This window comes from Kitasatospora sp. NPDC050463, assembly GCF_040655255.1.
In the GTDB taxonomy this organism is placed as follows: Bacteria; Actinomycetota; Actinomycetes; order Streptomycetales; family Streptomycetaceae; genus Kitasatospora.
Map to the genome: position 1 here is coordinate 22,816 of NZ_JBFAJO010000068.1, position 23,299 is coordinate 46,114.

The window sequence follows — 23,299 nt, forward strand, 5'->3', positions numbered from 1 at the left end:
ACCTGCCCGGCGGCATGCTCGAGAACGAGGAACCGGCCGACGGCCTCACCCGGGAGTGCACACCTGCCTGGCCAGCCTCGACGCCACCAGCCTCTTGCCCTTCCCGCCGCCCGACCGTCCCCCGGCCGGCGGGCCGTGACCGGCCGACGCCCGCCTCTCCGCCAAGTCCGGGGCGGAGGTCACGTGAAATCGAAAGGTCCATCTTCGACCCGGGCTCGCCGGGAACCTCCTGGCTTGCTCGGACAACTCGAACAGCGGCAGGATCTCCATCCCGGGCGCCTATCACGATGACGCACCAACTCCGCTGTAAGACACAGTCATTGCCCTTCCAGCACGTCGCGGCGCCTCCGGCTCGAGCTGTGCTCGCCTTCCAGGAAGAGGAGCTCTACAAATGATCGACTTCGAGGTGCTGATGGCTTCCGCCCGCCGCGAAGGAATCGAACACTTCGGAGTTGGCGTCGTGGTCCGCGACCGCTCGGGCCAGGTCCTGCTGCTCCGACGTGCGGCCCATCGCGTCCTGCCGGGCCTGTGGGAGTACCCCGGAGGCGGGCACGAGGACGGTGAGGCGGTGGACATCGGCGCCACCCGCGAACTCGCCAAGGAGACCGGCCTCACGACCCGGAACCTGGAGTTCGCGCGCCCCCTCGACTACACCAACCACAATGGCCACCTCGTGCGGCAGTTCGTGTTCACCACCGTGGTCCCGGACGGCACGACCGCAGTCCTGTCTGGCGACCACGACGGCCAACAGTGGGCGTTGCCCGACGCGCTACCACACACCGGCGATGGCCAGCGCGAGGTCATCGAGTGGCTCGCCGGCCGCCTCGGCACACCCGGCTGGCGGCCCGTCGGCGGCCGCCTCACCACCATTGCCCGGCCCGTCACCTACGCCAGCTTCCTCGTCACCGACCCCGCCGGCCGGATCCTCGGGATGCGCTCGGCCACCGACCCGGCCGTCTGGAACTTCCCCGGCGGAACGGTCGAGAACGGTGAGAGCCCCTTCGATGCCGCGACGCGCGAGGCCTGCGAAGAACTCGGCCTGGACCTGGCCGCCGAGAACCCGCAGCTGCTCCGTCGCCGCCTGGTCGCCGTGATCCACACCCAGGCCGACGCCGACTACCCGGTGCCCGTCGTAGGTCACGTGTTCGACGGCGGCACCCTGACTGCCGCGCAGCAGGCTCGCTTCCGCCTCGACCCCACCGAGCACACCGAGCACCGCTTCGAGACAGCCCACGACTGGCGCCACCACATGGACCTGGGCCACTACCAGCGGCTTCGGCAGGTCCTGCGCGCCCACCGGTGCGGACGCGCGCTCTACCTGGAGCGCCCCGCCTGTCCGGGCGACGACTTCGAGGGCGTGCTGGTCCTCGTCACCGACCCGCTCGGCCGGCTGCTGATGCACCTGCGCGACACCGGCCCTGGCCCCTGGCCCGGGTACTGGACTCCGCCCGGCGGCTGGCGCGAGGGCGACGAGAGCGCCGCGGAGAGCGCGGTGCGCGAGGTCCGCGAGGAGGCCGGCATCGAGATGAGCATCACCGGGCTGCGGACCCTCCCCGACCCCCACCCTGACCTCGGCCTCCCGCTCACCCGCGTCCTGCACGCCGTCTGGAACGGCTTCGAGAACGACCTCCAGCTCGGCGACGAGGGCCAGGCCCTGCGCGTGGTGCCCCTGACCGAAGTCCTCGACCTCCGCGTCCCGCCCTACCTGCAGCACTACCTCCCGCTGCTCACCAGCAGCCCGTCCGAAGGAGCCCGCCCGTGAGCGCACCGACCGTCACCCGTCAGCCGGCCGTGCCGAAGCCGTGGCAGCGTCACGACCGCGAGACCCTGCTGGACACCGGCTCCTACCTGATCCAGCGCGACACGGTGACCCAGCCCGACGGTAACGAAGACTTCTTCGAGTTCCATCAGGCCCGCGTCGACGGGGCGTTGACGGTCGCGGTGGACGACCAGGGCCGGATCGCCATGGTCCGCTACCGCTCCTACGTCCACGGCGAGGTCCTCACCCCGCCCGGCGGAAAGCTGGACCCGGGCGAGGACCCGTTCGAGGGCGCCCGCCGCGAGCTGAGGGAGGAGTCCGGCATCACCGCCCTCAGGTGGAGCCCGCTCGGCCGGATCGCACTGATGACCAAGAGCACCGCTCACCTGCACATGTTCCTCGCCCGGGACCTGACGGTCGGTGAGCAAGAGCTAACCGGAACCGAGACGGGCATGACCCTGGAGTGGTGGCCGCTCAAGGAGGCGGTGGCCGCCGCGATGGACGGCCGGCTCCTGCTGTCCGGAGCGGTGGTGTCGGTCCTGATGGCCGCCCAGGCCGTCGGTGCGGAGGGGCGCGCGTGAGCGCCCAACCGACGGCAAGTCAGGCGCCGGCTCAGGTGCACGACTGGGTGATCCCGCAGCGCGAGTACGCCCGCCAGGAGCGGCGCCGGGGCCGTCGGCACGCCGACACCCGGCTCGACCCGGCCCGCACCGCGCTGGTGGTGGTCGACATGGTGCCGTTCTTCGACGGGCCGTACGAGCGCGGCATCATCCCGCAGATCGAGGCGCTGGCCGTTGCCCTGCGCCGGGCCGGCGGTCTGGTGGCCTGGGTACTGCCGGGCGACGGTGAGCCGACCTCTGCCCGCCAGGAGTTCTATGGGCCCGAGGTCGCGGAGATGTTCCGTACCTCCGGCGGCAGCGGCCCGCTCGCCGAGCGTCTGTGGCCGCAGTTCACCGTCGACGGGGACCGCGACCTGCTCGTGGAGAAGGAGGCGGCCAGCGCCTTCTTCCCCGGCCTGTGCCCGCTGCCCGACCTGCTGGCCGAGCGCGGCATCGACACCTGTTGGCCGCAGAGATCCTCGACCTGGTCCGGGCCGGCCGGTGACCGCGTCTGCGGTCTGCGGCCCGTACCCCCACGGCCGGCCGGATCGACCGGGCCCGCTGAGGCGGCAGCCGGACTCCCGCAACTACGCCCTGGGGCTGAGGATCCCGGTCGCGGGCAGCGCAGCGACGCTCGAAATCGGTACGTCATTCGGCCCGGTACCGCCGTACATGGAGCACGACCCGCGTCTGATCGGAGGCTGTCCGGTGGAACTCAGCGAGATCGCCCGTCGGGCGATGAGCATCCACGACCTGTATGACCGGCTGAACGCGGCGCAGCGCGGCCGCACATGGACCCGGCAGGACTTCGTCCTCGGCTTCACGGGAGATGTCGGAGACCTGGCGAAGCTTGCCCAGGCCGCCGACGGGATCCGCCCGACGCCTGCGGGGCGCGACCTCGGGCACGAGCTCGCGGACTGCCTGGGGTCCGTCGTCGTGATCGCCGAGCTGTACGGCGTCGACCTCGAGGCCGCGTTCGTCACCACCATGGCGCAGCTGGAGGAGTCCATCACCGGTGAACTGAAGTTCCCGCCCCCGCATCGTCGGCGCATCTACCCACGCGACCGACCGATCATGAGGAGCCGATCGTGGACACCCCGTGCGGTACGCGATCACGCGCGCGAGCGGTCCGCCAGCGGCACGACCGCACGCACGGAGGCCGGCCTCAGGGCCTCGCCCTTCCACCTGGATCAGCCGCCTGCGCGTATACCGCCAGGTCTGCTCTGAGCTTCCGCTCCTCCGTGGTCTGACTATGCATTATCTTGTTTGCCTTAGCGGGCCGGACGTGCCCGCACATCCCTCAACGGAGTGGGAGATCAGCGGTGTTGACGGACGCACTGATGGAGCTGGCAGCGGCGGGCGGAACCGCGGTCGTCAGCGCGGCGGCAACGGACATCTGGCAGGGCACCAAGGGCAGGGTCGCCCGGCTGTTCAGCCGAGGCGATGACCGGGACGAGCAGCGCGTTTCGGTGCAGCTCGATCGCATCCCGCTGGAGCTCGACCGGGCGGCCGAACCGCAGCAAGAGCGCGTCCGGGCATCGCTCCAGAACCGCTGGACAGAGAAGCTGGCCGAGCTTCTGGAGGAGAACCCGGAGCTGGAAGACGACCTCCGGTCTCTGGTCGAGGAGGTCCGCGCCGCCGTCCCCGCGGCGCAGCAGTCCTTCGTCCAGACGAACAACGCCTACGGCAACGCCACGCAGAACATCACCCAGGCCGGTGACATCGTGTTCGGCAACAAGTCCCGGACCCAGTAATGGGCAGCCCCGACAAGCCGGGCTCCCAGGCCAACAACGCCTACGGCAACGCCACACAGAACATCACCCAGAGCGGCGACATTGTTCTGGATTCACCCGAGGAAGCCGAACGCCGGGCGAAGCACAACCGGTTCGTCAGGACCGGCATCGCCCTGGGCCTGGCTGTCGCGGTGACGGTGGGCTTCGTCGTCTTCCAGATCGAGCGGGAGTCGAAGACCTCGAACGACCTGGCCCGGAGCGGTCCGGAGCTCAAGTCCAATCTCGCAGCGTCGCAGGTCTCGGCCTACATCGAGGGAGGCATCGACGGCGAGGAATACGACGGCACCGTCAAGAACGCGGCGCGAACGAAGGTAACCGACCTCCACGGCCCCCACATCGACATCACGCTGGGGAACATCGCCAACGGCACCTCGTTGGTGACGAAGGCCAGCGTCACATTCAACCGCTTCCAGTCCCTGGAATCGTGCGCTGCTGTCGGCGGGGAGCTGATCGTCTCGGCGAACTACCAGTTCAAGATCCCCGATGATCAGCAACCCGTACCGCCGGCGAAGCCCTTCACACTCACGAAGTCGATCAGCTACGAGGTGACCGCCAACAAGCACGACCGCCTCATGCTCACGGTAGGACTGCCGACTGTCCCCGATGGCAACTCGCCGTGGCTCGGCGTGGTGGACGTCGTCCTTGAGCACGACGGCGGCCAACAGCTCAAGATCGGCCCCATCGCGCTTGTGGACAGCGGCGCCAACTCTGAGTTCTACCCGGCCGGCGACAAGTGGAAGATCCCCGACAAGCCCGCCGATGGGTGCATCGACGGGAACATCAAGCTGGTCTCCGAGGTCTTGAAAACACCAAACCTTGTCGTTTCGAGGGAGGTTGCGGGCTTGGACCGCGCTCTCCGGAATTTCAAGGCGTCACCTACCGGGCAGCCTAGGGCCGACGTGCCATCACCGTTCGCCCCGAACCCCACCAAGAACCCGCCCACCGGACAGAGCTTGGATGACGAGCCGTCAGCTCCAGCTCCTGTCGACCCCAACGTCTACACCCTCCTCTGACGGCTCGCGACGAGCGTGCGAGCGCCAGGGCGCCGTCCTCGACCACCTCAGCCTGCGGGCGGGCCACCCGGATCCTCGGGGTGGCCCGCCCGCTCGTCGTCACTGGGTGGTCTTTGCTGTGCCTTCCTCCGGCCGGACGATGCTGCCGGGGTACCGGGTGGCGACCGTGTCGGCGGTCGGCTTCGACGACGTCTTGAAGAGCACCGCGCCGTCACCGTCGTTGGCGACGACCTCCCACTGCTCCCGGCCCTTGTCGCAGGCGCATCCCATGGTCAGGCTCGCTTCGTGTGGTGCCGGTGAGACCGGCGGTGGTCGGGCTGGCGGGGCCGACCGCTGCGGCCAGCTCCTCGACTTCGGCCCGGGTTCGGCCGCGGCTCTCGATCGCCTCGGCGACGTGGTCGAGGACGGCGCCGTCGGTGAGCAGCGTGGCGACGGCGGACAGCACGTCCGGGGCGTGGCCGGCGCCGTGTCCGGACGGTGTCCGCCCAGGTCAACGCCTCGGCGCCTAGACGCGACACACAGCCGCTCCCGGGCGGTGTCGAGTACTGGCTTGTGCGACTCGCACCCGCGCCGCCGCGACCACCGTGCCGCCCATCGCCGGCCTTCGCCCGCCTCAAGCGGGTGCGGACGCCCGGCAGAGGCCGGTAGTTGTGGCGCCGATGACAGGCCTGGCGCCAGGGGGCCGGCCGACTGACGTTCTGCGATTTCCCTGCACAGGCTCCGGCAGTGACGACAGAATGCGACGCAGAGTAGCCGATCGGGTACGAGGTGGGAATCATGGGGCTGGCCGCGGACCAGTGGCGCATGCCAAGGCGCGCCGCGCCGATGGATGAGCCGGCGAGGACACTGCCGCCCCGGACCGGCGCCGGCGTGCGACCGTGATCCGCGGGCTCGCGGAGGACGGGCTGTGCGAGCTCGCGCCCGAGGCCGTCCCGCAGACCATGCCTGTTCAGGGCGGGGACGGAGCGGCCTGGGCCGCGCGGATCACCCCGCGGGCCTGGACGCTCTGCGGTACCGGCGCGACCGGGCGGCGGTCACGGAGGATCCGGCACCCGAACCTGTCGAGCCGCCGGACGAGAGCCGCCGCCACATCGAACTCCACAGTGTCGACATCGACGCCCTGAACAGCTTCCTCACCGCCGCGAGCGACCTCCAGGGCGCTGATATCCGCACCATCCGGGAAGTCCTCGAGCAGGCCCGGGCCGTACCCGGCACCCGGCGGCGGGCGGTCGCCCTCACCGACACCGAGGAGAAGGCGCTCGGATACGCCTTCTGGCTGGACTCCCTGACCGGCGTCAGTCGCAGCCACTACCACTTCCGGCGCGAATGCGAGCACACCATCCCCGCTTCCGACACCCGCACCTCCTGACCAGCCAGAACCTGTCGCCGCATCGCGAAGACCACGGTCCCGGAAGCGGAAGCGGAAGCGGAGGCGCAGGCCGCGGCCAGTCAGGAGCGGGCGCCGCCGGTGCCGGTGATGACGCCGGACCTCTCCGGGCTCATGGCCGCGACGGCGATCCCGTCCCGTCGGCCCGGGACATCCCCTCAGGCAAACGGCAGCTGATCAGCGGCATCAGCCGGGGCGCGAAGACGCGGTGAGGGAGCCGGACCAGTTGGCACCGGGCGGCGGGCGAGCCCATCGAGGCGCAGCGCCTACGGTGCCGCCGCCGAACTGGCCACCCTGGTCGGATGGAAGCACCACGCCCCGGGCCGGGAGAGCGCGGCCCAGCAGTACTACTGCTGCCCCGCGCAAGTTCGTGGAGGGGGCCGGAGGCGAGCCTGGACGCGTCGGTTGTGTCAGGCGAATGAGAAGTGCGCGGCGGCTTCGGCGGGCGTGGTTGCTTGGCGGCGTCCGGGGACGTCGTGGACGGCGGTTGCGCCCTCGGAGCACAGTTGGTCGGCGGCGGCGTGTCGGGCCATGATCGCGGCGTAGGTGCGGATGTCTGCGGCGGTGATGTCGGTGCGGCCTCGCTCCGCGTGCTGCTGGAGGAGGTCGGCGAGGTCCGGGTCGAATCGCAGCATGGTCACCGGGGCGTTGAAGCGCCTGGCGATGGCGATGAGCCGTGCGCGCGCCTGTGGGGTGACATTCGTGGACTCGGCGACTGCGCTGCGTCCGGTCGCGAGCCTGGCGACGATTCTGCGGTCGCGTTCCTCGAAGATCCGAGCGTCCGCCGTGTCGGAGCCCGCTTCAGCGGGTGAGGTGCCGAAAAGGTCCGCGCGGATCTCGTCACTGGATACGACGGCATCCTCGTCGATCTGCCGACGCGCGATCAGTGCCCGAACGAAGCTGGTCTTGCCCGAGGCTGGAGGACCGACGAGGACGACGAGTCCCGCTGGCACTCGGATCAGTTCGGAGCCGCCCGGTGCGAGAGCGCTGAGGTAGAGGTCGCCTGCGCAGTCGAGGGCCTCTTCGGCGGAGCCGGCAGGCAGGCCGCTGGGCAGGACGTTGTCCTTGTAGGTGTTGCTGCTGGTTAGGTAGAGGGCGAAGCCCCAGGTGTGCAGCGCGCCGGTGAAGCGCAGACGGCATAGCGGGATGATCTGCTCGCCGGGCAACTCGGCTGCTACGTAGGCGAATCCGGAGCGGAAGCGGATCGTGATGGTGTTCACGTGCGGCCAGCGCTCACGGGCGTGGTGGTTCAGGCACTGGCGGAGGTGGTGCTGCATCGACTCCGGGGGGTTCTTCGGCACGGGTCCATCCTGCCGTGCGCCGCGTTGGCCCGCCATGATGGTTGGCCGTGCGTGGTGAGCGACGGGCGGGGATGGCGGTTGTGGTGCTGCTTGAGGCGGAGGTCCGCCAGCGGCTGGTGCGGACGCTGGCCTCGGCGAAGTCCCAGGTGCGGGAGGTGTTACGGGCCCGGACCGTGCTTGCGGCGGCGGACGGGCTCGCCAACGGTGCGATCGCCCGGGAGCTTGGGGTCAGCGTGAACACGGTGCGCAAGTGGCGGGGCCGCTTCGCCGCCCTGGGCCCGGACGGTCTGCGGGCCGCCGCGCGGTCGGGACGGCCGAGAGCCTACGGGCACGAGGTGCGCGTGGCGATCGTGCCCACTGCTACGAGCGTGCCGCCGCATCCGGAGGCGACCTGGTGCCACCGGTCCATCGCCCAGAAGGTGACCGGCACGTGCTTCGCACCGATCTCCCCAACCCAGGTCGGCCGGATCCTGGCGGATCTGGACCTGAAGCCGCACAAGGTCCGCGGCTGGCTCACCCGCCGGGACACCCCCGACTTCTGGCAGCGTGCCGCCGTCGTGTGCGCCCTCTACCTCGACCCGCCCGAGGGGGCGGTGGTGCTCTCGATCGACGAGAAGACCGCGATCGCCGCACGCTCGCGTCGCTATCCCGGGCGACCAGTACGTCCCGGTGAGCCCGCCCGGCAGGAGTTCGAGTACCGGCGCCACGGTACCGCTTCCCCTGTCGCAGCCCTCGACGTCCGCTGCGGTGAGGTGCTCACCGAGGTGATCACCCGCAATGACGCAGTGACCTTCACCGCCTTCCTGAACCGGATCGATCGGGTGATCGCCCCTGGCAAGGAGATCCACGTCGTGCTCGACAACGGTTCCTCCCACACCGCCAAGCACACCAAGGCCTGGCTGGCCGCACACCCACGCTGGCACGTCCGCTGGACCCCGCCACACGCCTCCTGGCTTAACCAAGTCGAGCTCTTCTTCTCCGCCCTGACCCGAAAGGTCATACGTCACGGCGACTTCGCCAGCCGCGACGTACTAATGGACAAGCTCGAGACCTACGTGATCGGGCACAACAAGACCGCGAACCCCTACCGCTGGACCTATGAAGGCACGCCACTCAAGGCCGCTTGATCAACAGCACCTCGACGAACTTCTGCGGAGCAGCACTACCTCCTCGGCTTCCAACTCACCGAGGAGTCCGACCCGGCCGGCCACGGCACCTGGATGATGCGCACCCTCGTGCATGAGGCGATCGACCTGAACCAGCCTCTGCGCACCGCGGAACTGCCGAAGCCGGGACGCCGCGTGTCCGGTCCCATTGACCGTGGTGGGCCGCAGCCCCGGATACCGGCCCTCCAACGCCCAGCACGCCACCCGCTCGAACACGCGGCCGATGTCCGGCTGTTCCAGCGCCACGCTCACCGTGTCGTACAACGTTCACCTCCAGATGCGAGGTGGGGCGAATGTCGGACGACAGGACGGCGGGTTTCCTGGACGATGACGGCTGCTGGTACGCAGGACGGGTGATGGTGGACGGGATGACGATGACGGGTATGTCGCTGGAAGCGCTGGACGCCGTGGTGTGGGAAGGGCTTGCGACGGGGAACCCGGGGGACTCGGTCGGCGATGTGTCGCGGGCGTTGCGCCGGCTCGCTCTCGCGGGTGCGGAGGCGACGAAGGAGGACTGCTACCCGTTGTACTCCCTCGTCACGAGGGAGGGGTGTGAGACGCCGTCCGTGACGGCGGTGGCCCTGCCGTTCGTCGTCGCGCTGGCCGCCGACCCGGCCATGGCCACGAACGTACGGGGGGAGCTCGTCGAGCTGTTGGTGGCCTTGCAGGAACCGCCGTTGGTGGGCTTCGACTGGACGGGAGCGCGTGTGCTGCTCGCGGATCCGGAGCCGGCGGTGCGGCGGGAGGCCCTGCCCCTGGCAGGGGGGATCGTGCGGCTGCTGGAACGGTGGCGGGCGGAGACGGACCCGACGGTACGCGTCGCGCTGCTGCTCGCCTTCGGCGAGGCGATAGCCGCGGCATCCGACGAGGATGGGAGCGGTGGTGCGGTCGACGAGGCGCGGGCGGTACTGGCGGTGCTGGCGGACGGCGACGACCCGGTGTTCCGGGTCGCGGCCGTGCATGCCTGGTCCGAATTCGACCAGGATCTCCCGGTCCGGCACTTGGACCGGCTGATCGAGGTGTACTCCGAAGCCGCGTCGCGGACGCGGTTCGAAGAGGTCTGGTACACCCCGGGTGCCGAGGGCTCCTGGACCCGAGAGGACCTGATCCGGTCAACCGCGTGGAAGCTCAAGCACGATCCCGACGCCGAACTCAGCTTCGCCGTCCGGCTGGCCGAGACGGCGGACCGCACCCAGGACGCCGAGCTGTGCCGGGCGGCGCTGGACGTGGCGTGGCGGCTCCTGACCGAGCGACGTTCGGTGGAGGCGACACTGCTGCCGCTGGCAGGCCGACTGTTGACCAGCCCGGACGGAGCCGTCCGGCTGCGCGCCGCGAACATCCTCGCGGTGCTCGGCCCGGCGGCGGCCCGCTACGCCGATCAACTCGCCGCACTGCTCGGCGACAACGCGTCCGACGAGTACCTGGACGGAACGGTCGGGGAGATCGCCCGCTGGGCGCTGACCCGGATCGGTGACCCCCGCGCCCTGCCCGGCCTGATCGGGCAGCTCCTCGCGCAGGAGGAGGAGCAGGGCCGCGGCTACTGCACCGCCGATCCCCGGCGGCCGGACGTCACGGACGTCCTGGTTCCGCTGCGGGCCCACGCGGACGTCCTGCTGCCCGCGATGCGCGAGGCGATCCGGCAGGGCGGGGCCCGCGGCGGTGCGACCCGCGAGTTCCTCGCCGTACTGGAAGCCTGGTGCGAGGACGCACTCCCGGCCCTGCCCGACCTCCTGCCCCTGCTCACCGACACCTGGACGTCCGTCAACGTGCTCCGCATCCTGCGAGGCCTGGGGCCGGCCGCCGCCTCGGCCGCACCGGCCCTGCGTACCTGCCAGGTCCTGGACTTCCCGGGCAACCACGCGCTGGTGGCGGGGACCGCCGAGTACATCGTCGGGGACCGGGCGACACGATTGCGGCTCGTCGGCGACGCCGTCATGACGGCATCGGAACCCTGGTACGGGCCGATCGACTCCCTGGGCGACTTCGGCACCGACGCGGCACCCTACGCGGCCCGGGTCCGGTTCGCCATGGAGAACAGCAGGCACTGGACACGGCTCACCGCCGCGGTCACCATCTGGTCGATCACGGGCCGGGCCGAACCGAGCATGCGGGTCCTCGAAAAGTTCGTCCTGCCGATCGCCGAGGGCGGCGACGGCTTCCACTTCTTCCGGGACGCAGTCCAGGCACTGATCCGCATGGGCGAGATCAGCCCCGCGATCCGGGCCGCACTGCTGACGGTCCGGCAGTCGGACCGCCGGCTCTGCGCGGATGGGGGCTACCCGATGATCGTCCGCGACAAGGAGCTGCGCGCTTTGGTCGATCAGGCCCTGGCGGGTAGGACGTCCTCCTGAACCCGACCCGCGCCGATGGCCGGGCGGAGGAAGTCGCGGGTGCTGTCGCGGCACCTGCCGAGGTCATGGCGGCGTTGCGAACGCCAGGAGGGCGTCGGCCTGCGCGGTCGGACCTCGCCCGGGCGCCTTAGGGGGCGGCCGCTGGTCAGAATGGGGGTGTCGGGCGGGGCCTCGTGCAGACGTGCATGACCCGGTCACCGTCGTGTAGGGTCCGCGTTTCCGTGGGTCGGCCGCTGTACAGCGACAGGCGCAGCCAGTCGGTGACGGGTTGCTCAGCGGTTCACCGTCCGCATCCCGTTCTCGTCGTAGCGCTCGCCCGCCGCCCCGGGCAGCTCGGCGTCGATGCGGGCCAGGTCGTCGTCGGTCAGCTCGACGTCGACCGCGCCCGCGTTCTGCTCCAGGTAGGTGCGGCGCTTGGTGCCCGGAATCGGGACGAGGTCCTCGCCGCGGGCCAGGATCCAGGCGATGGCCAGCTGGGCGGGGGTGATGTCCTTCTCCGCGGCGATCTCCTTCACCTTCTCGGCGAGTCGGAGGTTGGCTGCCAGGTTGGCCTCGGTGAAGCGCGGGTTGCTGCGGCGGAAGTCGTCCCGGTCGAGTTCGTCGGGGGAGCTGAAGCGGCCCGCGAGGAAGCCGCGGCCGAGCGGGGAGTACGGCACGAAGCCGATTCCGAGTTCCCGGCAGGTGGGGAGCACTTCGGCTTCCACATCCCGGGTCCAGAGCGAGTACTCGGTCTGGACGGCGGTGACGGGGTGGACGGCGTGGGCGCGGCGGATGGTCTCCGCGCTCGCTTCGCTCAGCCCGATGTGGCGTACCTTGCCTTCGGTGACCAGTTCGCCGAGCGCGCCGACGGTCTCCTCGATGGGCACGGCCGGGTCGACGCGGTGCTGGTAGTACAGGTCGATGCGGTCGGTTCCGAGCCGTGCGAGCGAGCCGTGGACGGAACTGCGGACGTGCTCGGCGGAGCCGTCCTGGCGGCCCACCGTCGACATGTCGCCCGCAACGGCGTCGTCCATCCGGTAGTTGAACTTCGTGGCGATCACGTACTCGTCACGGTGTCCCCGGACGGCCTCGCCGACCAGGGACTCGTTGGTGAGCGGTCCGTAGACCTGCGCCGTGTCGAGGAAGGTGATGCCGAGATCCAGGGCGCGTCGGATGGTCGCGGTGGCCTCGCCCTGGTCGGCCGTGCCGTAAAAGGCGGACATCCCCATGCAGCCGAGGCCGATGGCCGACACCTGGAGGTCCCGCAGACTGCGCTGTTGCATGTGTGACGTACCAGTCCTTCGTCTCGTCCGTCCCGCGGGCTGGCGCTCCGCCGGCGCCCTGATCCGGGTGACCGGGCGGGCCTGGTGTCCTCGGAGAGACCTTACGGTGCCGGTGGCGCACCGGCACGTCGGGTGCCCACCGCTGGTCGGCTGTTGGTCTGCTCCTGGTCGCTCTCGCCCGGCCGGTCCGGTGGGGTCTGCCTGCTTGCCTGCTTGCTCTGGTGGTGGGGTCGGCCAGTGCGCGGCCTGGTGTCACTCTGGTGGAAGTCTCCTCGCTGCCGTGACCGTGCTGGCTTGCCGTACCCGCTGGCCGGGTCCGCGGTCCGGTCTCCCGCCGGCCGGTGGCATCCCGCGTGCGTTCTGTCCCGCTTGGCTCAATGGCCGAACACGGCCCCGTCGTTGGTCCGTTCGGCCCGTGGTCTGTCGCCCGCTGCCTGCCCTCGGTTCGGGTCGTCCTGTCGTTCCGGTGGGGTCCGTCCTGTGGCGGCTGGCCGGTCGGGTCCTGGGCGTCGTCGAAGTCGACCTAGGTAGAAAGTTTGACGCCGCGCAATCGATCTAGGTAGATTCATGAGGTGACGATTCATCAGCCACGCATGACTGTGAACACCCAGAAGGTGCTCAAGGTGCTGCTCGGCCGTATGCCGGACGGTGAACGAATCCCGGATGCTCTGACCTGCGGCGTGTACGGCGGGAGGGTCACCAGCCTCACCGGCCTGCCGAGTGGCACGCTCTTCCCTCTGCTGGAGCGCCTGCTGAACGCCGGCTGGGTCGAGCGGCACTGGGAGGCGGACGAGAGTGCCGAGGCCGCGCGTCGTCCGCGGCGCCGCTTCTACAAGCTCACCGCCCGCGGTGCCGAACTCGCGCCCCAGGCCCTGGCCGAGGCCTCCGCAGGGCGGCCCCTCTACGGGCGCCGCCCCGCTGGTGCCCCCGGGCTCGCGGGCGGTGGCCGCTGATGGACACCGCGAACGCGGGCCGACGCCGCAGGCCGGCGGTCGCACCCGCCGGAACTTCGCAGGATCACGCCGGATCCGCGGATCAGACCGCTCGTGGGAGGAGGCGCCCGGTGATTCGCCTGGTCGGTGAGGGCACGTCCACGGCCGCCCCGGTGGCACAGTTGGGCGGTTCCCGGGAGACCGCCGGGGTGCTGAGGGGATTCCTGGTGGAGGGTCCGTCCGCGGCGGAGCCCGAAGTCCAGGAAGCGTGGATGCTGGAGACGGCGTCCGAGATCCGGGGAGGATGGGGGCCGGCAGCGGATCTACCCGCAGCGCGGGAGGCGGGGACATTCGACTGGGACGAAGCCGAGCCGGGGGAGGACCTGTCCGGGACCGAGCCGGAGGTTGACTTTCCCGCCTCCGGGCCCCAGGAGATTCTCACGGTGCGCCGCAACGTGGCGCGATTCTTCTCGGGGCGGGGTGTCGACGCGACAGACCTGTTTGACCCGGGCGACCGGGAGTGCGCCGCGGCGCCTCGGCGGGCACGGATCGGGGGACCGCTCCTTGGGCTGGCGTCACGTACGCTGCCGGCCGATGTTCGGGAGGAGTGGCTGGAGGAGCACCACGGCTACCTGCTGGAGACCGAGGGTTGGTGGCGCCGCCTCGGGATGGTGCTCAGTGAACTGCGTGGGATACCGGCGATGGTCCACACGGTGCGACGAGGACGCAGGGAGAGCGCGTGACGGCCGACCCGGACCTCCGGCCGCCCGGCCCGTCCGAAGCGACCTTCAAGGCGCTCGTGCGCAAGTGGTTCGAGCCGGCGTCCCCAGTCGGCGCCATTCTGATCATCGTTGTTGCGTCCGTACTCGTCTGGCTCATCACCGTGGTTCTTCCCAAGCATCTCGTCATCGGTTGGAAGTAGACCAGGGACCATGCAGCTGATGGTTCGGCCGTCGGCCTGCTCCCGGCCGCTCCCGCCCGGCCCGCCCGCTGAGTGGAGGTTCGTTGGTGGGCAGGAGCCCGGCAGTACCAGGTCGACCCGAAGACGATCCGTCGTGTCCTGGGCGCGCTGTGCCAGCCGAAGCCGCACATGACTGCGCCCGCCCCCGTCGGGGCGGGCGCAGTCGCAGTTGCGTCTCCGACGTTCAGAGCAGGTAGCGGTCGGCTGCACGTAGCAGTCGCGCAGGACGGCCGCTGCGGGGGAGGGGCCAGCGGCCGGGTCTCGGCGCCGTCTGAGCGCGCGCCATCGGCGAACGGTGTTCACGATGCCGCCGCAGCCCACCGTCCGTCCCACGGCCGTCGGCCCCGAAAAGGTTGGAAGACGGGTAAAATCCCAGGTCAAAGCATTGGTGACGGCGGGCCAGGGATAGCTTGATGCCTCGCCCGGGAGTTCCTGGACGGGGTATCAAGGTACGGACCGCCGGTCAGGCCTGCAACAGGTCGGGTCCGTGGCGGCTGAATCCGCGGCGCGCGGACCGGTGCGCAGGCACACTCTCCAGCTGTCCAGTTTCGGCTCAAACCAGCGCTGAGGCGCTTCCGGCGGCACTTCGATGACCGCGCGGGCCAGCGCGAGCTCCACCGGCAGTTCGAACGGCGTCACCTTGGAGGGGGTCGCCGCCTTCGGGGTCTTCGACACGGACACCTCCTCCAGCTGCTCACTTCCAGGATGCTCCCGCACCGCCCGCTGGGGCGGGCACCCGTGGCCATCACCCAGCGGGAGGCGGCGGCGCTCGGCGTGGACGGATGCTCCACTCTGGCAGCGTCACCGCGGGGAACCGGCTTCGGGGGCGCCCGCGCTGTGAGGGCGTTGCGGGTCCGGCCGGACCTTGCAGCGGACGCTGTTTGTCCCGGGGGTGAAACGGCGGTGGTCGTGGGCATGGTGCTCCCGGCTCTGTGCGGAGACGGGCTGCGCTGTTGGCCGCGGCGGTCAGCTGCCGGAGCCGGTGCGCAGCAGGAGGAGGTCGAGTACCGGTCCGGCGGGGTCGGCCCGGTACGGTCCGGCGTACGAGTTGGCGGTAGAGACGCTGCTCGGGCCGCTCGTCGCCGGGCATGGCGAGGAGGGAGACCCACTCGGTGCCCAGCGCCTCCAGCAGAGCAGCGTGGATGCGGGTGCCGACGCCGCGTCCCTGCCACTCGATCCGTACGGCAAGTTCGCAGATTCCGGCGAGCGAGTCGGTGGTCCGGGCTTCGGGCGGGGTGATGTGCGGCAGTAGCTGCTCGCCGTACCAGTACGCCGGCGTGGCCCTGAAGCCGTAGCCGAAGCCGACGATCTCGCCCATGTCGTATCCGGCGATCAGGGTGAAGTCGTCGCGGCGGGCGTGGCCGGTGATCTGGCGACGCAGGGTGGTTGGGGTGAAGCCCGCGAGGGCGACGTCGTCGTGCCCCGCGTGCGCATCGGCCCAGATGTCGGCGAGGGTGTCAAGGAGGAGGCCGGTGTCGCCGGCGCCGTAGCGGCGCAGGCTCAGCGGGGTGGGGGAAGCACTCAACGCGGTGTCCTTCATGCGGCGGGGACGGCGGCTTGGCAGGCGTCGAAGCAGTCGGCCACGCACGGTACCTGACGATGGGCCTGGAGAGCGCCTGCGACATCGCGCAGGGACCGGACCAGCCGCTCGGAGCGGACGTCGGGCAGGTGGGCGAGGGTGCGATGGGCGGCGTCGGTCGCTGCGTCCAGGTCCGGCGCGGGCCTGCGGGCGTAGTGCAGGGCGATGTCGGGGGTGTAGGGCGAGCGGTTGCGGAGATGAGCGTCGGCGAGCAGCATCACGGCCTGCTCGGCTCCCGCCGCGGCCCGCTCGTACTGTCCCAGGCCCGCGCGGCACAAAGACTCCAGGCCGGCCAGTTCGCCAGGAACCGGGGGTGTGAAGCCCAGCTCCTCGGCGGTTCGGCCGGTCACCTGGTGCGGGAGGCGCCGGTACCGGCTGGAGCGGTCACAGCTCGGCCAGGCGCACGCCGCCGCGGCCAGGGAGCTCGCCGAGGAGCTCGTCCGGGGGCGGGTCTCGTTCCTGCTCCAGCCCGGGGACTACCTCATCGTGAACCAGCGCCGCTTCCTGCACGGGCGGGAGGCGCTCCAGAGCGGCCAGGAGGGCGTGCCGCTCGACGAGCGGCGGCTTCTCCTCCAGCTGTTCCTGCGAGACCGGGCCAGCGCCCGCCCGGGCGCGTAGCTGGCCCGCAGCACTGCTGACTCACGGGCCCCCCGTGAACCGCCCCGATCACGCAGTGCGGCCGTAGGCGGGGCCTGGTTCGGGCAGCACCGGAGGCGGACGACCCCGGCTCCCCGGGGTCGCGCACACCTAGATGCGCGACTTCCGCACCGAATGCACGGTCGCCCCGGCCAGAGCCAACGTTGACCGCAGAAGCGGCAGCCGTTCGTGCTGGCGGTACAAGGCCCAGTTGTGCTGCACCAGCGCCAACTTGTTCGACGACAGCGACCCCGCCCGGCCGGACCTGTAGACCGCCAGCGGTTCCTGCAGGCCCCGGGCGGGGTGGCCCTCCCTCATGATCGCCAGCCAGAGCGCGTAGTCCTGCCGCTTCGGCATGTCCGGCATCAGCCTCGTGCCCAGCACCGTCCGGGAGTACATGGCGGTCAGGGCCCCGATGTGGTCCTGCACCAGCATGTCCCGGTACGTCACGCGCTCCCGCGCGGCGACCACCCGCCCGTTCGGTACGAAGTCGCAGGCCTCGCCCGTGTAGTCGCCGTCGACCTTGTAGTACGAGGTGAAGGTCAGCGGGGCATCACCCCCGGCGGCGAAGGCGAGCTGCCGCTCCAGCTTCTCCGGAAGCCACATGTCGTCGCTGTCCAGAAACGCCACGTACTCCCCGCGTGCCCGCGCCAGGGCGAGGTTGCGGGCCTTGGCCGCGCCGCCCTGCTGGGGCGCCGCCTCGGCGCGCACCCGCTCGTCCTGGCGGGCCAGGTCCCGCAGCAAATCCATGGAGCCGTCGGCGGACGCGTCGTCGGTGACCAGCAGCTCCACGTCGCCGTGGGTCTGCGCGAGCACGGAGCGCACCGACGCGCCGAGCGTGGCCGCCGAGTTGTGGACCGGCATCACCACAGAAACCAGGGGCACGGTCGTGCTCCTCACCCGGGTTGGAGTCGTCATGGATGTTGTTGTCGCTGGTCAGGGCTACGTTGGACTGCCCCTCGCCGTACGCGCCGCCGAGGTAGGCCACCGCGTCGTGGGCTACGACGTGGACCTGAACCGTACCAAGCAGCTGACCGCCGGTGAGTCGTACGTGGAGGACGTCGCCTCCTCCCGGCTGTGCAAGGTGCTGGACTCCGGGGCCTCCTCCGCGACCGCCGACGCCACCGCACTGGCCGGCTTCGACATCGCGGTGATCACCGCCGCTACGTCACCGCCGCCGACCCCCGCACCGTCACCGCCGACCAGGTCGCCGCCGCCCACCCCGCCGTCCGCACCGTCCTCACCACCGCCATCGACGAACACGAGACCCACCTCACCCCCGAAGCTCGCTGCGCCCACGACGCCGATGGCGTCGGGCGGCCGGGCACTTCTCAAGCCACCTTGATGACAACCTTGCCCGAGGTGTGACCGTTCTCGACGGTGGCAAGGGCGGCCGGGGCGTCGGACAGCGGATGGACCGCGGTGACGACGGGTGCGAGGACTCCGTCGAGGGCCAGCCGGGCCGACCGCTCCAGGTTCTCGCGATCGATGCGACGCTCGACGAAACGCCCACCGAGATCGGGCACAGAGTTGTCACCCACAGCGATGACGTTGCGGGGATCCCGGGCCAGCGGAGCGACCGTCCGCAGCGAGACGCCTCCGACCAGGTCGACGATCCCGTCGAAGCCGCCCGGAACCAGCCGGCAAGCCGCGGCGGCGACGTCCTCGAGGGTGTAGTCGATGAACCGCACCCCGATGGCCTCGGCGTGTTCGCGTTTGGCGGTACTCCCGGTACCGACCACACGCAACTCGCGCCCGACGGCCAGCCGGGCGACGGCGAGGCCGACGCCGCCCCCGACCCCGTTGACCAGGACTGTGGCACCGGCCGGGAGGCCGAGCTGGTCGAGCGCATCCACCGCGGTCGTCCCGGCCACTGGCAGCGTTGCCGCCACAGTCGCGGACAGACCAGCCGGGATGCGCGCGGTGTTCGGAGCGGACAGCACCGTCGTCTCGGCGTAGGTGCCGCCGCCGGTGAGTGCGAAGCCGAAGACCGCGTCACCCACCTCGAGCCCGTCGACCTCCTCGCCCCGGGCAAGAACGGTTCCCGCTGCCTCCATGCCCAGCACGCGGGGAAACGCACGCCCGCCGTCGAGCCCGTCGACCAGACCTGTGCGCAGAAGGTGGTCGAGGGGATTCACGCCAGCGACGTTGACCCGGATCAGCACCTCACCTCGACCGGGGGCGGGATCGGGACGATCGAAAAGCTCCTGCACCTCGGGCCCGCCATGCCTGCCGAAACCCCACGCCTGCCCCATCTTCTGCCGCCTCTCGTACGACCGCCCCGGTGACTCCGGGTGCTGTCGCCATCCTCACCTCTGACATTGATGTCAGGGGCAACCGACTGAGACGCAGATCACAGCATCAGGCCGACCGTGCCGCCGGCTCCGGAGCCGTGGACAGCTCCGCCCGGTGCCGGCTGTTGGCCTTGATCAGCACGTCGAGTGCATCCCGGGTCTCGATCAGGTGCGCGATGTCGCCGTCGATCCGGTCGCGCTCGCGCATCATCGCCGTGAACGTCTCCTCGGCGACGCCCAGGTCACCCGGGATGTCCACGCACGGCAGCAGAGTCGCGATCACCCGGCTGGACATCCCCGCGTCGAACAGCTGCCGTATGAGCGACACGCGCTGGACCGCCGCATCGGAGTAGTGACGCTGGCCCGCGCCGGAGCGTGAGCTGGTCAGCAGGCCCTGCTCTTCGTAGTACCGCAGTGAGCGCGGACTCACGCCCGTGCGCTTGGACAGCTCGCCTATCCGCATCCCTGAGAGCCTACGCCCGCGGCCTCCAGGTTCAGACCGTCGGCGAGTCATGGACGCTCGCGGCCACCCCCACCGCCACAGGGCTATCGCCCCAGGCCCACGACCAGCGGGTCTGGCCCATCGGTGGTAGCGCCGTGCGGTGATCGCTGGAGGCACTGCGGTGGCGGGAGAGTGGGAACGCGGCTCGGCCGTGCATCTGTCTCGTGATCCGTTTGGTCCGTGTGTTGACGTCCTCGGTGCGGCCGTTGTGGAAAGGGGAGGCTGGGTGGCATTGACGGCGACCCGGTCGACTTCCAGGCCGTTGCTGAACGAGTGCGGGTGGTCGCCGGCGAGAACGCTGAGATCCTCGAACTCCGTCAGCAGATCACCGGCTCACCTGGGCCAGCGCCGTACTCACCGAGCGCCTGAACGACATCGGGGACCGGTCCGGTACCCGCGACAATGTCGTGCGTCTCCCGGTCCCCTGATTGGGGGCCAATGCCTACTGGGTCGGGCCGCGCCTGTCGTCGCTGTTTTGCTGGGCTTTCATGGGTAGCGAAGTGACCGAGCCGATTCGCTTGAACTCGTGCCCACCATGCTGGGGACGATAATGGCTGGCCAGGTCACCAAGCCGGAGCCGCTCGGAGGCGGCCGTTGACCGTGTCCGCGGGCTCATTCCCGAAGGTTCTTCGACCAGTCACCCCGAGGGTGATAGGTACAGCTGCCACCAACCTGCTTCATCCCGCCGGGAACAACGTCCCCGTGGTACGGGTACTGTTCCGTCACCGCCGCCAGCAGGAACTCAAGGAAGCCGCCCTCGAACAGGTCCCACTGCAGCATTGGGCTTGATTCGTTTTGACGGACACCCCTGATCAGGGGCTTCGGCCCCGATAAGGATGATGTCCATCATGGAGAGCATGGGGGAGAAGCCGCGCCCTTGCCGCTCGTTCACGCCGGAGTTCAAGGTCGAGATCGTCGAGCTGTGCCGACGTGGTGACCGCTCGGTCGGTCAGGTCGCCAAGGACTTCGACCTGACCGAGACTGCGGTGCGCGACTGGGTGAAGCAGGCCCAGGTCGACGCCGGTGAGCGCGACGGCCTGGCCAGCGACGAGCGCGAGGAACTGGCGAGGCTGGGGGCCGGGATGTCCGCCAGTTCGGGGAACGCGCCGGCGATCCGGGCGCCGTGGTCGGTCAGGAATCAGCCCTTCGCGCGCCCGGACTGGGGCAGGACCAGCTCCTCGGCCGGGCCCCGCTCGCGCAGCTCCCGCAGCCGGCCCCGCATCTTCTCGATCCCCGCGTCCGGGGCGTGGAGGCGGCGCAGTTGTTCGGCGGTGGCGATGCGGAACTGGAACAGGGAGGCGAGCACGGCCCAGGTGATCTCGACCTCCCGGGTCTCGCTGTCCGGCTCCGCGCCCGTCCTCGCCCGGCGGGTCTTCTTCGTGGTGCTGTCGTCGGTCGTCATCGCAGGGTGCCCCGTTCGGCTCGGCGCGGAGCCTGGTGCTCCGCGCGGTCGCCGAACTGAACCCCGCACACCTTGGCGTATCCCTTGGTGAACAGCCCCCTCGGTCGCGACGATCACGTAACGGTCACCATCAAGGGTGAGGCCCTGCGCGGCCTCACCTTGGCAAATTCCTTGATGACCAGCGCCCGGAAACCTTGGTGGAAGGGCTGGCCTTGATGCCGCCCGCCCCACACCGCTTTGGCTGCGCGCGGGTGTCGCCTTGGCGCCTGGGCGTAGGAGGTTCAGGTGCGCGGCGGTTAAGCCGTGCCCGGCGCGCCCGTGGTGCCGAGCAGTCTGTCCACGAGGAGTTCGGGGTAGCCGGTGGCGGGCGGGTCGATGCCGAAGATCGCCCGCAGGTAGAACGGAGCGACGAGCTGGTCGAGGATCTGCTCCAGGGGAGGCGGGTTCTCGCCGCGGGCCGTGGCCCGCAGACGGATCTGCTCGATGGAGTGCATCCGGCGCCGGAAGTGCTGCGCACGCTCGTCCTGGGCCTGGGGGCTGTTCGGCATGGACAGGATGACGGCGCGTACGAGGGCGCGTCCTTCGGCCGTGCGGATGCTCGCCGCGCTGGCCTTGGCCCAGGCGAGGAGGTCGCCGCGCAGGCTGCCGGTGTCGTTCAGCGGTGAGTCCCGTTCGAGGCGGGTGGTGACCATGTCGGCCAGGAGCGCGTCGAGGCTGCCCCAGCGCCGGTAGACGCTGGTGTGGTTGACGCCGGCGCGGTGCGCGATCGCGGGGATGTTGAGGTCCTCGCCCGCCGGGTCGGAGAGCAGGTCGACGACTGCCTGGTGGACGGCCGCGCGGACCTCTTCGGGGCTCCGGCGGATGCGTGCGGTCGGTTGTTTCGAAGTCACCCCCCATCGTAAGCACAGATGTTTGCTTAGCGCGCCAGGAGGGGCTACTGTTCCCGTCGTAAGCACAGATCCGTGCTTAGTGCATCCGAGGAGAGTGTGGGCGATGAAGCAGCTGCTGTTCCCGAACAACATCCAGTTCTGGTACGAGACCCTGCGGTCGATGAGTCACATCGCCTACGGCGGTGCGGACTTCGGCGAGGTCGTCGCCACCGGTGAGCGCATCGTCGAGGGCGACTACGGCAGCTGGTACACCGAGTGGACGGCCACCGCCGACCTGGTGTCGCGGGAGGCCGAGAAGGCGCTGGCGGCCGGTCACCGGGTGAGCGCCCGGGACGGGTTCCTGCGGGCGTCGAACTACTACCGGTCGGCCGAGTTCTTCCTGCACGGCCACCCCTGCGACCCGCGTCACGACCACGCCTACGACCGCAGCGTGGCCTGCTTCCGGGCGGCGGCCGCGCTGTTCACCCCGATCATCGAGCCGGTCGAGATCCCGTACGAGGACACCACCCTGCCGGGCTACCTCTACCGCGTCGACGACTCCGGGACCCCGCGGCCGACGCTCATCATGCACAACGGCTTCGACGGCACCGCGGAGGAACTGCACTTCTTCGGGGCGATGGCCGGTGTCGAACGCGGCTACACCGTGCTGGTCTTCGACGGCCCCGGTATGCCCGGGCCTCGCCACCACCAGGGCCTGGTCTTCCGTCCCGACTGGGAGAACGTCATCACCCCGGTCGTGGACTTCGCCGAGACGCTCCCCGAGGTCGACAACAGCCGCATCGCGCTCCTCGGCATCAGCATGGGCGGCATCCTCGCCCCCAGGGCCGCCGCGTTCGAGCACCGCCTGGCCGCGCTGATCGCCGTGGACGGCCTCTACGACCTCGGGCAGACCTCCGTCCGCAACATCCCCGGCAGCCGCGAGGAGGCCGAGCGGCTCCTGCGCGCGCCGTCCGCTCCCGAACTCGACGCCGCGTTCGAGCAGATCATGTCCAAGGACCCAATCGCCCGATGGGCGATCAACCACGGCATGTACGTCATGGGCGTCGACACCCCGAGGGCCTTCAACGCCACCTACCTCGACTACACCCTCGCCGACGGCATCGCCGAGCGGATCCAGTGCCCCACCCTCGTCTGCGACGCCGAGGACGACATGTTCTTCAAGGGCCAGCCCGAACAGCTCCACGACCACCTCACCTGCCCCAAGACCCTGATGGTCTTCTCCGCCGAGGAAGGCGCCGGCGCCCACTGCCACCCCGGCGCCATGCGCCTGACCCAGGCCCGCATCTACGACTGGCTCGACGACACCCTCACTACCACCAGCGCCTGAGGCCTCGGCCCACCAGACACCGCCGCGAACCCCGCCCATCCGAATCTGCCGAAGGAATCTCAATGACCGTGTCAAGCCGTCTGCGTGACCGGCGGGGCGGAGGTGAACAGCCTCTTGTCACGCAGCATCGCCCACAGCACGTCGA

Annotated in this window: 27 protein-coding genes and 3 pseudogenes; 16 read left to right on the forward strand and 14 right to left on the reverse strand. The window is 70.4% G+C overall.

What is annotated here, in order from left to right; translation table 11 throughout:
* Nucleotides 1-391: 391 nt before the first annotated feature.
* From AB0J08_RS31890 to AB0J08_RS31915, 6 genes are all read left to right on the forward strand, one after another.
* Nucleotides 392-1,762: an NUDIX domain-containing protein gene (locus tag AB0J08_RS31890; RefSeq protein ID WP_360641334.1), complete on the forward strand. Its 1,371-nt coding sequence runs from the start codon at nt 392-394 to the stop codon at nt 1,760-1,762.
* A complete protein-coding gene (locus tag AB0J08_RS31895; protein WP_360641335.1) occupies nt 1,759-2,340 on the forward strand; it encodes an NUDIX hydrolase in 582 nt (193 codons plus the stop codon). The genes AB0J08_RS31890 and AB0J08_RS31895 overlap by 4 nt, the downstream gene beginning before the upstream one ends.
* The gene (locus tag AB0J08_RS31900) at nt 2,337-3,119 is read left to right on the forward strand and encodes a cysteine hydrolase family protein (RefSeq protein WP_360641336.1); all 783 of its coding nucleotides are present in this window, start codon (nt 2,337-2,339) and stop codon (nt 3,117-3,119) included. Before AB0J08_RS31895 ends, AB0J08_RS31900 begins: the two co-directional genes overlap by 4 nt.
* Nucleotides 3,097-3,585 carry a hypothetical protein gene (locus AB0J08_RS31905; protein ID WP_360641337.1) on the forward strand — a complete coding sequence of 163 codons (489 nt, stop codon included), beginning with the start codon at nt 3,097-3,099 and terminating at the stop codon, nt 3,583-3,585. Before AB0J08_RS31900 ends, AB0J08_RS31905 begins: the two co-directional genes overlap by 23 nt.
* 113 nt (nt 3,586-3,698) lie before the next feature.
* The gene (locus tag AB0J08_RS31910) at nt 3,699-4,112 is read left to right on the forward strand and encodes a hypothetical protein (RefSeq protein WP_360641338.1); all 414 of its coding nucleotides are present in this window, start codon (nt 3,699-3,701) and stop codon (nt 4,110-4,112) included.
* On the forward strand, nt 4,112-5,164 hold the full coding sequence (locus AB0J08_RS31915) for a hypothetical protein (RefSeq protein WP_360641339.1): 1,053 nt from the start codon (nt 4,112-4,114) through the stop codon (nt 5,162-5,164). Before AB0J08_RS31910 ends, AB0J08_RS31915 begins: the two co-directional genes overlap by 1 nt.
* 99 nt (nt 5,165-5,263) lie before the next feature.
* On the opposite strand, the gene AB0J08_RS31920 is transcribed toward AB0J08_RS31915, so the two are convergent.
* On the reverse strand, nt 5,264-5,434 hold the full coding sequence (locus tag AB0J08_RS31920; RefSeq protein WP_360641340.1) for a hypothetical protein: 171 nt from the start codon (nt 5,432-5,434) through the stop codon (nt 5,264-5,266).
* Nucleotides 5,435-6,071: 637 nt separating this feature from the next.
* Here AB0J08_RS31920 and AB0J08_RS31925 point away from each other — a divergent pair.
* Nucleotides 6,072-6,533 (forward strand): hypothetical protein, encoded by a 462-nt coding sequence (locus AB0J08_RS31925; protein WP_360641341.1) that lies wholly within the window; start codon nt 6,072-6,074, stop codon nt 6,531-6,533.
* Between the two features lie 428 nt (nt 6,534-6,961).
* On the opposite strand, the gene AB0J08_RS31930 is transcribed toward AB0J08_RS31925, so the two are convergent.
* On the reverse strand, nt 6,962-7,771 hold the full coding sequence (locus AB0J08_RS31930; protein ID WP_360641342.1) for an ATP-binding protein: 810 nt from the start codon (nt 7,769-7,771) through the stop codon (nt 6,962-6,964).
* A gap of 161 nt (nt 7,772-7,932) precedes the next feature.
* On the opposite strand from AB0J08_RS31930, the gene AB0J08_RS31935 reads away from it, so the two are divergent.
* Nucleotides 7,933-8,979 carry an IS630 family transposase gene (locus tag AB0J08_RS31935; RefSeq protein ID WP_360641343.1) on the forward strand — a complete coding sequence of 349 codons (1,047 nt, stop codon included), beginning with the start codon at nt 7,933-7,935 and terminating at the stop codon, nt 8,977-8,979.
* Here the strand turns inward: AB0J08_RS31935 and AB0J08_RS31940 are convergent, their stop codons facing one another.
* Nucleotides 8,980-9,282, reverse strand: coding sequence for a hypothetical protein (locus AB0J08_RS31940; RefSeq protein WP_360641344.1), 303 nt, complete (start codon nt 9,280-9,282; stop codon nt 8,980-8,982).
* 29 nt (nt 9,283-9,311) lie between these two features.
* On the opposite strand from AB0J08_RS31940, the gene AB0J08_RS31945 reads away from it, so the two are divergent.
* A complete protein-coding gene (locus AB0J08_RS31945; RefSeq protein WP_360641345.1) occupies nt 9,312-11,369 on the forward strand; it encodes a hypothetical protein in 2,058 nt (685 codons plus the stop codon).
* Nucleotides 11,370-11,641: 272 nt separating this feature from the next.
* Here AB0J08_RS31945 and AB0J08_RS31950 read toward each other — a convergent pair whose 3' ends face one another.
* Nucleotides 11,642-12,631, reverse strand: a complete 990-nt coding sequence (locus tag AB0J08_RS31950) for an aldo/keto reductase (protein WP_360641346.1) — start codon at nt 12,629-12,631, stop codon at nt 11,642-11,644.
* 593 nt (nt 12,632-13,224) lie between these two features.
* On the opposite strand from AB0J08_RS31950, the gene AB0J08_RS31955 reads away from it, so the two are divergent.
* From AB0J08_RS31955 to AB0J08_RS31965, 3 genes are all read left to right on the forward strand, one after another.
* On the forward strand, nt 13,225-13,584 hold the full coding sequence (locus AB0J08_RS31955; protein ID WP_360641347.1) for a helix-turn-helix transcriptional regulator: 360 nt from the start codon (nt 13,225-13,227) through the stop codon (nt 13,582-13,584).
* Between the two features lie 110 nt (nt 13,585-13,694).
* Complete coding sequence (locus AB0J08_RS31960; RefSeq protein ID WP_360641348.1) at nt 13,695-14,306, forward strand: hypothetical protein; 612 nt, start codon at nt 13,695-13,697, stop codon at nt 14,304-14,306.
* Nucleotides 14,303-14,485: a hypothetical protein gene (locus AB0J08_RS31965; protein WP_360641349.1), complete on the forward strand. Its 183-nt coding sequence runs from the start codon at nt 14,303-14,305 to the stop codon at nt 14,483-14,485. Before AB0J08_RS31960 ends, AB0J08_RS31965 begins: the two co-directional genes overlap by 4 nt.
* A gap of 483 nt (nt 14,486-14,968) precedes the next feature.
* On the opposite strand, the gene AB0J08_RS31970 is transcribed toward AB0J08_RS31965, so the two are convergent.
* The 3 genes from AB0J08_RS31970 to AB0J08_RS31980 all read right to left on the reverse strand — a co-directional run bounded on the left by AB0J08_RS31970 (nt 14,969) and on the right by AB0J08_RS31980 (nt 16,453).
* Complete coding sequence (locus AB0J08_RS31970; RefSeq protein WP_360641350.1) at nt 14,969-15,199, reverse strand: hypothetical protein; 231 nt, start codon at nt 15,197-15,199, stop codon at nt 14,969-14,971.
* 70 nt (nt 15,200-15,269) lie between these two features.
* Nucleotides 15,270-16,049 (reverse strand): GNAT family N-acetyltransferase, encoded by a 780-nt coding sequence (locus AB0J08_RS31975; RefSeq protein ID WP_360641351.1) that lies wholly within the window; start codon nt 16,047-16,049, stop codon nt 15,270-15,272.
* Between the two features lie 11 nt (nt 16,050-16,060).
* Entirely contained in the window at nt 16,061-16,453 is a 393-nt protein-coding gene (locus AB0J08_RS31980) for a hypothetical protein (protein WP_360641352.1), read from the reverse strand.
* Here AB0J08_RS31980 and AB0J08_RS31985 point away from each other — a divergent pair.
* Complete coding sequence (locus AB0J08_RS31985) at nt 16,419-16,721, forward strand: hypothetical protein (protein ID WP_360641353.1); 303 nt, start codon at nt 16,419-16,421, stop codon at nt 16,719-16,721. The two genes, AB0J08_RS31980 and AB0J08_RS31985, sit on opposite strands and share 35 nt — an antisense overlap.
* Before the next feature lie 129 nt (nt 16,722-16,850).
* On the opposite strand, the gene AB0J08_RS31990 is transcribed toward AB0J08_RS31985, so the two are convergent.
* Nucleotides 16,851-17,624: a glycosyltransferase family 2 protein gene (locus tag AB0J08_RS31990; protein WP_360641354.1), complete on the reverse strand. Its 774-nt coding sequence runs from the start codon at nt 17,622-17,624 to the stop codon at nt 16,851-16,853.
* A 31-nt stretch (nt 17,625-17,655) separates the two neighbouring features.
* On the opposite strand from AB0J08_RS31990, the pseudogene AB0J08_RS31995 reads away from it, so the two are divergent.
* Nucleotides 17,656-17,898, forward strand: a pseudogene (locus tag AB0J08_RS31995) (nucleotide sugar dehydrogenase); the annotation flags it as partial.
* 172 nt (nt 17,899-18,070) lie between these two features.
* On the opposite strand, the gene AB0J08_RS32000 reads toward AB0J08_RS31995, so the two are convergent.
* From AB0J08_RS32000 to AB0J08_RS32015, 4 genes and pseudogenes are all read right to left on the reverse strand, one after another.
* Complete coding sequence (locus AB0J08_RS32000) at nt 18,071-18,952, reverse strand: NADP-dependent oxidoreductase (protein ID WP_360641355.1); 882 nt, start codon at nt 18,950-18,952, stop codon at nt 18,071-18,073.
* 148 nt (nt 18,953-19,100) lie between these two features.
* A complete protein-coding gene (locus AB0J08_RS32005; RefSeq protein ID WP_360641356.1) occupies nt 19,101-19,496 on the reverse strand; it encodes a MerR family transcriptional regulator in 396 nt (131 codons plus the stop codon).
* A gap of 145 nt (nt 19,497-19,641) precedes the next feature.
* Nucleotides 19,642-19,817 (reverse strand): annotated as a pseudogene (locus tag AB0J08_RS32010) (ISL3 family transposase); the annotation flags it as partial.
* Nucleotides 19,818-20,147: 330 nt separating this feature from the next.
* Complete coding sequence (locus AB0J08_RS32015; protein WP_360641357.1) at nt 20,148-20,315, reverse strand: hypothetical protein; 168 nt, start codon at nt 20,313-20,315, stop codon at nt 20,148-20,150.
* 77 nt (nt 20,316-20,392) lie between these two features.
* Between AB0J08_RS32015 and AB0J08_RS32020 the strand changes: the two are divergent.
* Nucleotides 20,393-20,596 (forward strand): annotated as a pseudogene (locus AB0J08_RS32020) (transposase); the annotation flags it as partial.
* A 77-nt stretch (nt 20,597-20,673) separates the two neighbouring features.
* On the opposite strand, the gene AB0J08_RS32025 reads toward AB0J08_RS32020, so the two are convergent.
* Entirely contained in the window at nt 20,674-20,937 is a 264-nt protein-coding gene (locus AB0J08_RS32025; RefSeq protein ID WP_360641361.1) for a hypothetical protein, read from the reverse strand.
* A gap of 296 nt (nt 20,938-21,233) precedes the next feature.
* Complete coding sequence (locus AB0J08_RS32030; RefSeq protein ID WP_360641358.1) at nt 21,234-21,827, reverse strand: TetR-like C-terminal domain-containing protein; 594 nt, start codon at nt 21,825-21,827, stop codon at nt 21,234-21,236.
* Nucleotides 21,828-21,930: 103 nt separating this feature from the next.
* Here AB0J08_RS32030 and AB0J08_RS32035 point away from each other — a divergent pair, with 103 nt between their 5' ends.
* Nucleotides 21,931-23,154: an alpha/beta fold hydrolase gene (locus tag AB0J08_RS32035; protein ID WP_360641359.1), complete on the forward strand. Its 1,224-nt coding sequence runs from the start codon at nt 21,931-21,933 to the stop codon at nt 23,152-23,154.
* The last annotated feature ends 145 nt before the right edge of the window (nt 23,155-23,299 follow it).